Source organism: Longilinea arvoryzae, from assembly GCF_001050235.1.
In the GTDB taxonomy this organism is placed as follows: Bacteria; Chloroflexota; Anaerolineae; order Anaerolineales; family Anaerolineaceae; genus Longilinea; species Longilinea arvoryzae.
On record NZ_DF967972.1, the window covers coordinates 479,866 to 492,601 of the forward strand.

Annotated in this window: 12 protein-coding genes and 1 pseudogene; 1 reads left to right on the plus strand and 12 read right to left on the minus strand. The window is 56.0% G+C overall.

All coding sequences use genetic code 11. The features are described from left to right. Positions 1-132 precede the first annotated feature (132 nt). The 6 genes and pseudogenes from LARV_RS02230 to LARV_RS02260 form a co-directional block, all read right to left on the minus strand. Positions 133-1,298: pseudogene (locus LARV_RS02230) on the minus strand (IS3 family transposase). Between the two features lie 207 nt (positions 1,299-1,505). Next, positions 1,506-2,441, minus strand: coding sequence for a hypothetical protein (locus LARV_RS02240; protein ID WP_075072110.1), 936 nt, complete (start codon positions 2,439-2,441; stop codon positions 1,506-1,508). Between the two features lie 30 nt (positions 2,442-2,471). Next, complete coding sequence (locus tag LARV_RS02245; RefSeq protein WP_075072111.1) at positions 2,472-2,915, minus strand: hypothetical protein; 444 nt, start codon at positions 2,913-2,915, stop codon at positions 2,472-2,474. Positions 2,916-3,074: 159 nt separating this feature from the next. Further along, positions 3,075-3,818, minus strand: coding sequence for an ABC transporter permease (locus LARV_RS02250; protein ID WP_075072112.1), 744 nt, complete (start codon positions 3,816-3,818; stop codon positions 3,075-3,077). A 10-nt stretch (positions 3,819-3,828) separates the two neighbouring features. Next, complete coding sequence (locus LARV_RS02255) at positions 3,829-4,755, minus strand: ABC transporter ATP-binding protein (RefSeq protein WP_075072113.1); 927 nt, start codon at positions 4,753-4,755, stop codon at positions 3,829-3,831. A 9-nt stretch (positions 4,756-4,764) separates the two neighbouring features. Then, entirely contained in the window at positions 4,765-5,307 is a 543-nt protein-coding gene (locus tag LARV_RS02260) for a MarR family winged helix-turn-helix transcriptional regulator (RefSeq protein WP_236709904.1), read from the minus strand. Positions 5,308-5,605: 298 nt separating this feature from the next. On the opposite strand from LARV_RS02260, the gene LARV_RS02265 reads away from it, so the two are divergent. After that, positions 5,606-6,379, plus strand: coding sequence for a zinc ribbon domain-containing protein (locus tag LARV_RS02265; protein ID WP_075072115.1), 774 nt, complete (start codon positions 5,606-5,608; stop codon positions 6,377-6,379). Between the two features lie 210 nt (positions 6,380-6,589). Here LARV_RS02265 and LARV_RS02270 read toward each other — a convergent pair whose 3' ends face one another. From LARV_RS02270 to LARV_RS02295, 6 genes are all read right to left on the minus strand, one after another. Further along, positions 6,590-7,537, minus strand: a complete 948-nt coding sequence (locus LARV_RS02270; protein ID WP_075072116.1) for an alpha/beta hydrolase — start codon at positions 7,535-7,537, stop codon at positions 6,590-6,592. A gap of 32 nt (positions 7,538-7,569) precedes the next feature. After that, positions 7,570-8,178: a TetR/AcrR family transcriptional regulator gene (locus tag LARV_RS02275; protein WP_236709905.1), complete on the minus strand. Its 609-nt coding sequence runs from the start codon at positions 8,176-8,178 to the stop codon at positions 7,570-7,572. A gap of 149 nt (positions 8,179-8,327) precedes the next feature. Continuing rightward, a complete protein-coding gene (locus LARV_RS02280; RefSeq protein WP_075072118.1) occupies positions 8,328-9,794 on the minus strand; it encodes a serine hydrolase domain-containing protein in 1,467 nt (488 codons plus the stop codon). 167 nt (positions 9,795-9,961) lie between these two features. Next, positions 9,962-10,879: a GNAT family N-acetyltransferase gene (locus tag LARV_RS02285; protein ID WP_075072119.1), complete on the minus strand. Its 918-nt coding sequence runs from the start codon at positions 10,877-10,879 to the stop codon at positions 9,962-9,964. A 35-nt stretch (positions 10,880-10,914) separates the two neighbouring features. Continuing rightward, complete coding sequence (locus LARV_RS02290; RefSeq protein WP_152031659.1) at positions 10,915-11,763, minus strand: DUF2208 domain-containing protein; 849 nt, start codon at positions 11,761-11,763, stop codon at positions 10,915-10,917. Positions 11,764-11,893: 130 nt separating this feature from the next. Continuing rightward, complete coding sequence (locus LARV_RS02295) at positions 11,894-12,307, minus strand: hypothetical protein (protein WP_075072121.1); 414 nt, start codon at positions 12,305-12,307, stop codon at positions 11,894-11,896. Positions 12,308-12,736: the final 429 nt, after the last annotated feature.

Consider the following 12,736-nt stretch of genomic DNA (forward strand, 5'->3'; position numbering starts at 1 on the left):
ACGGCTTACCCCCCTTCTCTCCCCGCAACGGGGAGAGAAGAGGCCGGGGGATGAGAGAGGTCCGTCCCAACCCAGCTTCCTCCATCTTCCTACCGGGTAAGCACTGGGCTTACCCCGATTTAATGGACACAATTAAAGGGTGAGACCTAGTTCGAAATCAACCGGGCTGCGATAGCCCAAAGTCGAGTGTAGTCGTTGGCGATTGTACCAAACCTCCATGTATTCAAAGATGATTGTGCGAGCCTGGGCATGGGTCAAGAAAACGCCGGTGACGCATTCGGTTTTGAGGGTGCTGAAGAAGCTCTCCATCACGGCGTTGTCGTAGCAGTTGCCTGCCCCGCTCATGCTGAGTTCCGCCAGGGCGGTGTTGAGGCAATTGAGGTAAGCGGCGCTGGTGTACTGGCTACCCTGGTCGGAATGATGCAGCAGGCCAGCCGGTGGACGGCGGCCCAGCAACGCCATCTCCAAGGCAGACACCACCAATTGCGTATCCATCTTGGCGCTCATTGCCCAGCCAATCACTCGGCGCGAAAACAGATCCAGTACCACTGCCAGATACAACCATCCCTCGGCGGTTTCGATGTAGGTGAAATCACTAACCCATTTCCGGTTGGGCGCGGAGGCAGAGAAATTCTGGTTGAGCCGGTTCGGCGCAGGGATCACTCCGGCCTGGCGTTGAGTGGTGCGCGGGTAATAGCGCCGCTTCCTGCGTGCCACAATCCCGTGCAAACGCATCAGCCGCGCCACCCGGTTATGCCCGCAGCGTATCCCTTGCCTTTTCAACACCGCGTGCAGTCGCGGACTGCCGTAGGTCTTGCGGCTCTTGGCATGCTCCGCCGCGATCAGCCCCAGCAGCACCTGGTTGGCCTGCTCTCGCGTACTCGGCTTGCGCTTCCGCCAGGCATAGTACCCGCTCCGCTGCACCCTCAGCACCTTGCACATCCGCTTCACCGCGTATTCTCCCTCGTGCGCTGCCATGAACATGTACTTCATGCGTCTTTCTTTGAGAAAATACTCACCACTTTTTTTAGGATCTCGCGCTCTTCGGCCATCTCCTTTAGCTCGCGCTGCAAGCGTTGGATTTCCCGTTTCGCCGCTTCCAAGTCACTTGGCTCTAGCCGTGGCGGTTCTTTCTCGCTCGTCACCATCTGGTATTTGGCCCGCCACTTCAACAGCATTCCCGGCGTGATCCCCAGTTCCCGTTCCAGCTGCCCCGCACTTTTTCCGCTGTTCTTCAGTAGTTCCAGCGCTTCTCGTTTGAACTCCGGCGTGTATGTCCGATATCGTTTGTCTCTCATTTCCTCGCTTCCTTCCCGTTTAGTTTACCGGATTCTCCCTTTTTCCGTGTCCACTTTTTCGGGGGAAGCCCACACAGCCTCGGCCAGTGGGAACGAGAATCATAGTCATCGGATTAGAACGGCTTACCCCCCTTCTCTCCCCGAAGCGGGAAGAGAAGGGGCCGGGGGATGAGAGAGGTCCGTCCCAACGCAGCTCTCACGGTCTTCCTAGCGGGTCAGTACGGCCTCAGCCGGCAGGTAGTATTCCCCGTCGGGCGGAGTGATGATCTTCCAGTGGATGGTATTTACATCGACGTAAGTGATCTCGGCTACGCCCGCATTCGAAGTGAAGGAACTCTGGAACTGGACGGTCGCCACCTTGCCCTGGAGGCTGCCGTCGATGGAAACGTCCAGTGTATCGATCTTATTTCCACCCTGAGCGACGACCGTGTGGTGCCCGTAGATGTGCTTCCATTCCTGGTACAGGTCCAGACTGAAATGATCCGCGGCGTCTTCCCAGTGCCCGTCCAGCGAGAAGTCCGCCCGGTATTGCGCCACATCGATCTCGACCGTGTAGACCTTCTGGTCCGGGGTCAGGTTGCAGGCCGAGATGGGCTGGTCGGCCGGGCAAACAACGTCCTCGGCCGGCGCCCAATTCACGGCCAGGAGCATCAGGGCCATGTCGCGGGTCAGCGCTTTCGCGGTGCCTGTCGGGCCATCGGCCTGGTAATCCAACTGTTCGTTCCAACCTGCGCCAACTGAACCGGTCAGGGTCTCCATTATAGACTGGAGATCACTGAAGCGCGTTCCATCGCCGGCGGCCATCAGGCGGCAGCCCTGTCCGCCTTCTCCGGCCAGCGTATCCTCGAAGGGTGCCGCCTCCTCCAGGCTGAAATCGACCGCGAGAGCCTGCGCAGCCGTCTCCTGAAGCATCCTGCATACCTCTGCCGAGACCGGTTCGTAGGCTTCCCCGGCGGCCGGTACGGTTTCCGTCTGGGTGGGCTGCGCTTCAGTGGCGGTTTGCGCTGGAACGGCCGTTTCGGTGAGCATGATCGGCGCAGCGGTGGGTGAAATGGACGGCATTGGAGTGCTCTGGCTGCAGCCAGCGAGCAGCCCGGCGGCTAGAGCCAGGCAGGCGATGATCTGTAATGGTTTTGTGCGCATGATGTTCTTTTCAAAGTTGGCTTTTATGGCTTACTTGACTGGTAGAATCTGGTACTCGAATTTATAGCCGGCCTTCTCGACAATATCCTTGACCTTCTCACGCATCTCTTTGAAATCGAATTGGTAGGAGTAGTCTTTTCCAAATAGCTTGGATTGCTCCTCGATGCTTCCCTGGCGAGCGCCGCCGAACGTGTTATAGGTCTCTTTTTTGAAACCAAAGCCAGAGGACATATCGCTGTCAAAATCGCCGCCGGTTGAAAATCCGGATCCGGCTTCGACCAGCATCTCAGAAAACCTGACCACTTTCATGCCATCATCAATTCGGATTTTCAACGTGTAGGTTAATTTCTTCGTGGAGAGAAAGGCTTTCCGTTCGGCGATCGTCGCTGAAAAATCCCACAGCCCTTTCTTTTCAGTCCACCTGCCAATTTGGTTTTCAAGGGCTTTCTTGATTTCATCGATAAGGCCAGTCATATTGGTCTTCCTTTTTGGGTTGGATGGATGTTATCAGAGTATAGGGAGATGATCGAAGAAATTCAATAAGAAGATACCGGGGATTTCGTCGAATTTCAGACTTCGTCGCCGTTGGGGTGGCTGCGCCAGGCTGATGACGAGATGAAAGCGGCCGAAGTGTTATTCCCACTTAAAGGTCAGGGCGACGACGAACATACAGACGATGAGCATGCCCCCCAACACGGCCGCCTCGGTCAGGTGCATTCCCCAGGGATCGCCAAACCACAGCCCCCGGATCAGGGTCATCGCGTATTTCAGTGGGATGAAGCGCGAGACATTCGCAACGGCCGGCGGCATGATTTCGAGCGGGACCATCGTCCCGGAGAAAATGACCATCGGGATGACGATCACATTTCCCAGCACGATCGCCGTGCGCGAATTCTTGACCAGCCCGGCAATTGCGTATCCCAGGGCAAAAAACGAAAGCGCGCTCAAACACACTGCGGCAGCCAGGCTGAACCAGTTGCCGGCGAAGCGTACGCCGTAAATAAAGAGCCCCATCAAGATGAGAATCAACGCGCCCAACAGGGTCACCAGGAAGGGCGCCAGGATGTCTGCCAGGAAGTAAACCAGCGGGCGGAGCGGAGTAGCGGCGAAACGGCGTAGCACGCCCATTTCACGCCGGGTGGCGGTTACGATGGGGACGGCGGTCAAACCGATGATCCCAACGATGAGAGGAATGTAAGCGGTGACGGATAGATCCATCTGACTCATCCCACCCAACTCGGTACGTGGCATACTTCCAAAAATAAACCCCATGATCATCAGCATGATCGGCCCAAAGGCCAGGGTGAAAAACACCGACATGGGCTCGCGTAAGTAGAGCTTGGTCTGGACCAGGGCTAATTTTCCAAATCCGTGCATCGGATTGCTCCTAATCCCGGATTTCTTTTCCGGTTAATCTCAAGAATACGTCTTCGAGGGTTGGCTGTTCGGAATGTATGTTGTCGTAAGGCAGGTTGGCTGTATCCAGCGCGTTGACGACTTTGCCAACCAGCCCTTCTTTCTTACCATACACCAGAATGCGCTCGCCGATTTTTTCAACGCGCGTGACACCTGGGAGCGAGGTGAATATTGCATGATCCACCGGTTGACTCGTTTCGAACACTACCCGGCTCTCATCTCCCAGCGAATCCACCAGTTTTTGGGGGCTGTCCAGGGCCACGATCTTTCCGTGATCGATGATGGCTACCCGGTCGCACAGGCGTTCGGCCTCCTCCATGAAATGCGTGGTGAGAAAAACCGTCTTCCCGATGGATTGGATGTGCCAGACCAGATCCCACATGGCTCGCCTGGCCTGCGGATCGAGTCCAGTGGTCAGCTCGTCCAGGAAGACGATTTCGGGATCGTTGACCAGCGCCAACGCGATGAAGACGCGCTGTTTTTGGCCGCCCGACAGTTTGGAAATATAGGCATTACGCTTCTCTTCCAATTCCATTTTCGCGAGCAACAGACGCCAATCGATCGTTTTCTGATAGAACGAAGAAAACAGGTCGAGCGCCTCCCATACCTTAATCCGGTCCGGCAGGGCGGCGGATTGGAATTGGATGCCAATGCGCTCGCGCAACGCATAACCATCCTGGTGCGGATCCAGCCCCAAAACCCGGATATTTCCCTGTTCGGGCTGGCGCAGGCCCTCGATGCATTCGATGGTGGTGGTCTTGCCGGCGCCGTTGGGACCGAGCATGCCGAATATTTCGCCGCGATGGATGTCGAAAGAAACGCCGTCCACGGCGCGCACGCCCGGATAGTGTTTGATCAGATTTTCGACCTCGATCACCGCTTCATTATGCAATTTCATTCTTACTCCTTACCCATTCAGCCGCGGCGTTGATTCCGGCCGGGCTGTATCCTCCGGGTCTTCAACATAGTCAGGCGGGCGCGGGGCCGATTCCAGAATCACCCGTCCCTCTGGGATACTTAACAGCACCTTGATGAGCAGATCGCGCAACTGCAGGGATTTACCCTCGCCGAGGGACTGCACGGCTTTGAACGCCAGATCTTCTTCCGAGATGACCGGCATGGCCGCCAGCAGCGCGCGCCCCTGTGAGGTAAGTTGAATAGGGTGGCGTCGGCGGTCGTAAGGGTCAGCGCCGCGCGTAACCAACCCCTTCTGCTCGAGTAAATCGATGATGCGCAGAATAGAGGAAGGATCCATGCCCATGCGCAGGCTAAACGTGCTGATGGTCAGGTTTTCAGCCTGCAGCATTTGCAGAATTCCGAACTGCAGGCCGCTCAAGGTCACGCCGGAATTTTGCATTCGCCGGCTGACGTCATCGTTGAAGAACTTGAGCAGCAGGGCTGCCAGGCCTCGGATTTCGTTGGCACGTACAATCCAATTGACGTCGGGCAAGGTTTCCTCCGATTGATTGCGATTATCAATCATTTCACATATCAATCATATATCATTTCAATCAAAAGTCAAGAGACATGGATCCGCCGATCGGGTCACCTCTGCGGACAACCTTGGTCCTATATTGGTCCCTTTTCCAAAAAACATCCTGAGAAAAAGTGGCTCTATTAAATTGACCCGGGTTCTTTTCCAAATATAATTTAGTAATTACAAGAATTGATTGAGCGTCATGCTAAAGAATTTCTAAAAAATTGCCATCACCAGGCATTTTCCTGATTTCCGCATTGATGGAGCGAACATGAACGCCGAGCCAATTTATTGCACCGCTTGTGGAACTTCGAACGAACCGGATGCCCGGTTTTGCTATAAATGCGGTAAGCCGATCAAAGGCAGCGAACCTGCCCTGCCCGTTAGAGCCGCATCCGATTTCATCAGCCTATCCTGCCCGAATTGCGGCGGAAAGCTGGAAATCACGCCGGACATGGAACGTTTCTCCTGTAAATTCTGCGGCACCGAACACCTGGTCCGCAGATCGGGCGGCGCTGTCTCGCTTGCACCGGTTGTGGAAGGTCTGAAACGGGTGGAAACCAAATTCGACCAGGTGTTGACCGGCTCCGATCGCATGGCCGCCGAACAAACGATCCAAAGGCTAAAAAATGAAACCCGCTCGCTGGAACAACAGATACAAGAAAAACAGGGTTATCTAAAATCCATCACTCCCCAAAAGAGTCTTTACACGCTGGGCGTTCTTTTCATGGCGTTTGCCGTTTTGGCCTACCCACTGGGTAGCCATGTGTTGTATTACAAAATCTATAATTTTATCAACCACCTTCTATTCAATACGCCTTTCTTCGCTGAAGAAAGCCAATTCGTAGGTTGGAGCTGTGTCATCTTTTGCGTTTTGATCGCCGTCATTTTGATCTCCTCCTCGAAAGTAAAGCCGCTGGCGGGGAAAAAGAAAGCCGCCGATCTGGAGGAGAAAACGCGCGCCGAGCTTGAACAGCTCAAGACAGAGTTGCAGGAACGCAGGCAGCAACTGGCCCAATTGAATCGGTATACGACGGAGAGGTAAGAGCCCGCTGCAGGAACCAAAAACAGCGCGTAGGGTGCGTTCAAAAATCGAACGCACCCTACAATAAATCAAATCCTCGCAGGTCGGTTCGGCGGGGTGAGGAAAAACTTCTGTGGGAAATTCATCCTCTTAGAACCGACCTCTTGACTTTCAAGACGGTATCTACTTGAACTGCGCGTGCCAACCCCCATTAGGGGGCAGGTGCACGCCCTACACCAACTTTTGCTTGATGTACGCCATGGTCTCTTCCCAGGCCCGGGTTGCCTCAGGGAACATGGGCGCCAATAGCGGGAAGCAGTGCACCATGTCTTCCCAGACTCGCAGGCAAATATCCACCCCGGCCGCTTTGGCTTTCGCGGCAAAACGCACCGAATCGTCCAGCAGAATCTCGTGGTCGCCGACCTGGATCAAAATCGGAGGCAGCCCGTGCAGATCCCCGTAAAGCGGCGAAATCCACGGGTTCCGCGGATCGTTCGGCCCGACGTAATACCCACCCCACACGTCCCAAGAACCCAGCGTGGAGATGTCGCGCATGGCATTGGTGCGGTAGGAATCACCGGTGCAGGCCAGATCGGTCCAGGGCGAAAGCGCCACGCCCGCCGCGGGCAAGGGCAGGCGCTCATCGCGAATGGCCAACAGGCTGGCCAGGCACAGGCCGCCACCCGCCGATTCTCCCACGATGACGATCCTGGCCGGCGCGATGCCCTGCTCCAGCAGCCAGCGATAGGCCGTCAGCGTATCTTCCATAGCAGCGGGAAAGGGATGCTCGGGCGCCAGGCGGTAATCGTACAACAGCGCGCCGACGCCGGTGGCCTGGACGAAACGAGCCACGTGCATGCGGTGATCGATGCAGTTGCCGCTGACGTATCCGCCGCCGTGGGTGTAGAAGATGGCCCGATCCGCGGCGCCGGGCTGCTCCGGCCCCCCGGCCGGATAAATCCACTCCGCCGAAAGCCCATCCGGCAGCCCGGGGATGCAAACCGGCGAAACATGGATATCGGCGGGCATTTTACTGAATTTCTGCGCGCCCTTTTCGTTCTCCTCGCGCAGGCGCAGCGTGGAGGTCTGTGGAGTAATCACTTCGCGATTAAGCCGTCCTTTAAATAAATGCCGGTTTTGGATGGCGAAGATCACAAGTTTGCTCTTGAAACTGGACATGATGGATGGCTCCTATGGGTCTGTGGCGGGGTTCAGGACTGCGCCCCGCGAATGAATAAATCAACGGATTGAGCAATGGCTTTCTGCGGATCGAAGGTCTCCGGCTCCAGATAAAACGGCTGGATGGCCGCGATTAATGCGTATTCAAACAACCCTTCCAGCATCGTCTGAGGCAGGTCGGCGCGCAATTCACCGGCTGCCTGCCCCAGGCGGATGATCTCGTGAATCAGCAGCGACAGGCCGCTCTGCTCGGCTTCCGGAACGGGATGGAAGGAGAGAACGTTCTTCATCCGGTAGACCATGAACGACTCAAAGATCTGCTTCTGCCTTCTGACGCCCTCGACCAGATCGGTAAACACGGCCGTCAGGCGCGCGCGGGTGTCCGGCAGGTCACGCAGCTTCGCGACGCGATCTTCGTTGCGGTCCTGAAAGGATTGCTGCAGGTAGGCATTGATGATGGCCTCTTTAGAGGGGAAATAATTGTATAGCGTGCCCCTGGCGATATCCGCCACATCGGCGATCTGCTCCATGGTGACCGAATCCAGCCCAAACTGGTTGAACAGCTCGACCGAAACGGCGATGATCTTGCGCTGGGTGTTTTCTTTCTTTCGATCCATACGGCGAGGAGATGATGATTCCATGGCAACCCTAAATGAAGATAATAAATAATTAGACATAGTCCAATGTTGGACAATGTCTAATTATAAAATCACCCTCTCCACCTGTCAAGAGCATGGAATTGTGCTACGGCCAAGCTGCGCCCGTGCCCGGGCAGGCGCACGCTCTACGCCTATTGAATCCGCACGATCATCCAGGCCTTCGCCACGGCTTGAATCAGGTCGTTGAGCGCCAGGGTGAACACCACGATGGCGACATCCGGCAGGAAACCGGTGAACCAGTTCCAGTTGAACCCGCGCCCCAGGAAGGCGGGCACAATCATCACAACGATCAGCAGCGTAAAGGCCACCCCCAGCAGGTGCTTCGCGACCTCCAACCAGCGCCGGCGCAGCGTCCAATCTCGCACGCGGCCGCGCCAGCGGGGCAAGCGCAAGATGTCGCGCACGGTCAGCCCAAGAATGACGAGCCAGAGGATGAACAACCCCCAGCCGTACAGCATGGAGGAAATCCCTTCGGCCGGTCGGGATTGTCCGGTGAGGAGTCCGGCCAGACTCCAGAAGACCGTGTTGTATTCGTTGTAGTCCTTGAGCAGGTGGTTCTCATTTACCAGCATCACCAGCGACATTTTGCGCTGCGGCAACAACAGCACAGCCGTATGGAAACGTTCGGTGTCGCCGCCGTGTGTGATTTGCGTCTCGCCGTAATACTTCGAAATGTACCAGCCAAAACCGTAGGTGCTGTCTGCGGCCGAATTGGGTGTGAAGAGCTGCGCGACGCTCTCGGGGCTGAGGACGCGCGCCCCATCCAATTCGCCGCCATTCATCAACGCCATCGAATAGCGTGCCAGGTCAGAAGCCGAGGAGATGAGGAAGCCGGCCGGCTGGTCGTACCGGTAAAAGGTCTGATCGACCGGCAGCGCCAGCATGAAGATCTGCGCGTAACCCTGCGCCAGTCCGGCCGCCTGCGCGGCAGCCGGGTCGGTAAATGAACGTGTCATTTTCAGAGGCGCGAAAATATGCGCGCTGATATAGTCGCCGTAGGTTTGGCCGGAAGCGGTTTCGACCAACAAACCCAACAGGCTGTAACCGGGATTGAAGTACTGCATCTTTTCCCCGGGACGAGCGGCAAGGCGGGCGCGGGATAAATCGCGCGCCAAAACCTCGAGCGAAGTATCCGGCGGGAAGGATTCAACATACCCCGCTTCGGACAGGCCGCTGGTATGCTGGAGTAGTTGGCGGATCGTGATCTGTCCCGAGGCTTGCTCATCGGCAACCCGGAACCAGGGCAGGTAGGATTTCACCGGTTCGTCCAACGCCAGCTTCCCCTGCTCGACCAACTGCATCACCGCCATGGCCGTGAAGGATTTGGTCTGTGAACCGATGTAGAACGGCGTATCAGGGGTCACAGCGCGATCGTCGCCGGCCTGACCATAACCGCGGCTGAAGACGATCTGGTCATCCTGCGTGACTGCCAGCGCGATGCCTGGAATATTGTGGCGGCGCATGGCGGTCGTGAGATAGTCATCGACAGCCTTAAAATCACCGGCCGCGCCGGATGCCCGGACATCGGAAGTAACCAGCGTGCACACGAAAATGAGGCACAAAGCAGCGAGTAAAAAATGGCTGAGTTTATGAGTCATGAGAGCTCCTTTTTGAGAAAACGGGGAAGCGATGGGCGCAATTGGCCATGCCCTCCCAAAATGAACGCGGAGATTTGACTTCACTATCGAAAGAAACAAGCCGAAAAAGCGATCTTTTCTTACCGGGTTTCAGTGTAATTTACCAAGACCCGGAATTGGGACATTTTTCAACTGATAACCTTGCTATAAAACAAGGTGTTGGATGCAACCCGAAAACCGATCCTTTCAGCGACGCGCTGCATGGCAACGTTGGCGCTGCTGGCGCCCAGCAGGGCCGTGTCGATGCCGCGTTCGCGCAGCCGGTGCATGCCGGTGAGAATCAGCGCTCTGGCCAGACCCTGGCGGCGGTAGGCAGGGTGCACGCCCACCGGATCGGTCCAGCCCTCTTTCTTGCCCCCAGCGCGAGGAACGTCATCCCCAAAAATCTGCCCCATGCAAAAGGCAGCCAGCGTTCCATCCGGCGCCATGGCCACCAGATCCAGGTCGGCCAGATAGTCAGGCGCGTTCATGATCGAGCGCCGGTAATCAATGCTCATATTCTCCGTTCCGAAGGCAGACCGGTGCAGGGCCACGTAAGCTTCCAATTCGGCCGCTCCACCCATGGGGCGAATATGAAAGCCCGGCGGGAGCTCCGGTTCGGGCAGTGGGCAGCCCAACGAGCAGGCCATGAGAAGGGAAGATTCGGCCTGACGGAGGAAACCAAAGCGTTCGAGCAGATCCAGGCGCGACCTGTCTTCCTCCAGCGCACTGGCGTCCAGGGTGAGCATCTCGCCTCTGGCCGGGTTGCGCTGGCGGGCCGCCTGCACCAGCCAGCCCATCATTTCGGCCTGTACGGCCGGGCTGAACGCATCCGCCCAAAAGGCATCCACCATATTCTGCCAGCGGCTGATATAGGCAAATCCGAGCAGTCGGTTCCCCGCTTCCCACAGCCGCGCGCTGACCTGGGCAGCGGGATCGTCCAGCTCTTCATACAAATCCGCCGCGATCGGGTAGACGCGCTGACCCGCAGCACGCAGATCTTTCGTCAGGCGGATCAAAGCGGGTAGATCGTCGGGATGGCGGTAAGGGCGGGAATGTATGTTCATGGTCGAGGTACTTATTGTTTTTATGTGATCATCCGTCAGGCGGTTGGGTTTTGAGTCCGGGATCGGACGCCAGGCGAGCGGGTTCCGAAAGCAAAAAGGTTCAAGATTTGCCCTCCCAGGGATACCACGCTCATCGTGAGCAGGGCGATGCCAAACAAGGCAGCCTCGCGGGGCAGGCGAGCGACCAGCCAACCGAGCAGGACGAAAGGCGCGCAAGCCAGGATCATGGCCGGGATCAGACAGAACCTCGTTCGATACCAGGCTCGTTCGCCTTCCGGCGCATGATCGGGCAGAAATCCATGGATCGCAGTCGCAACCTCCGTCAGGGAAATCACCGCTGGCGGCCTCAAGATCAGAGCCGGCAAATCCGGTGCAAATGTCGAATATAGCGAGACCATCCTCCGGTCTCTTTCCAGCGAAAAGCGACTGAAGGATTCCCACGGCAGCAAAGTCCGGTCATGGACGATGCCCTTTTCGGTGATCGCATAAGCAACCGGATCGTGCCGGTAAATGATCAGGGGAAAAGAGATCAAGACACTTCCGGATAAGAAGCCGATCAACCCAGCGCCGAAATACTGAGCAAACCAGACCATCAGGAGCGTGACCCGGTCCGCCGATTCGGGATACTCATTCAAAATCCCTGGGTTCGAAAACGCGGGCAGGGCGGCGGCGCTCAGGACAAAAACCGCCAGGACGTGAATCAAGATCGCAGTTGTGGAAATCCGCTCATATTCCCAGGCCGGCAGGGGAGCCTCCGTCCATTCATGGAGCACCCCGGTTATTTGCCCGGTCCGACGAGACATTTTGATCTTTCGATAGGTGCTGCGTCCACCGAAGACCATGCCTGCGGCGAAGAATAGCAATGGGAGCATGACAGACGACATCGAACCCCTTCTCTCCGGCCAACGCTCAAATCATTTTCAAAGGATCGGGTATTCGAATATTATGCCATAACAACTGAAAACGCCCTCCAAAAATGAGCGCCGGATTGAAGGGATGATCCGATGGCTGGTTCTACACCCCGTCTTCCCAGGTCATGCTGGTAATTTTCCACTTATTGCCATCCAAAGCCATGCTGATGAAATTCTTGCCCTGTTTCAAGAATTTTTCACGCTCAAAATCCGCATACGCCGCGTATTCATTGCAAATGCAGCCGATATCCCCGTAGATGCGAATTTCATTTCCGACCGAATATTCATAGAAATCGTTCCGGGACAGAAAGGATCGCATCCTTTCGATATAGCTATCCAGCATATAACTGGTAATGCCTGTGCGACCCTGGTCATCCTTTTTACAGATCGACAGGATGGCGCTGCCGATAAAAAGATCCCGAAAAGTCGACCAATCTCGATCATCCGTCATTTTTCCGGAAATAATTCCATAAAAGGATTGGATGTTAAATTCGATGGCTTGGGTTTCCTGATTCATTCTTGTTCCTCATCTGCCAGCGGTCTTGAAATCCGTAGAATTAGGCAATTTTTGTTTATAACATGCCAGCCCATTCAATTGGAACAAAACTGGTCTCCAGGTATCAAGACCCGTCCACCAGCACCGTAAAGCGATCGATCATTTTTCCGAAGATCCCCCCATCGCTGGCCGGAATCCAGGCCCATCTGCCAGCCTGCGGCGCAGGGATCGCGAAGCTCTCATATCGCTCTCCCCCTCCAACCGGCCAGTCTTAACTCTATTCTTCCCTGATAATCAGGATCTGATCGATCGATATGGTATGATCACGCTCTCGCCATCCGCAGGGTTGCCACAAGGAACCATAAAATTCGTTGCACACGGCCGGATGGCTCTTCATTAAAATCAAAATAAAAAACCTTCGAATTGCTTAAACCGAATCAAAACCTATTC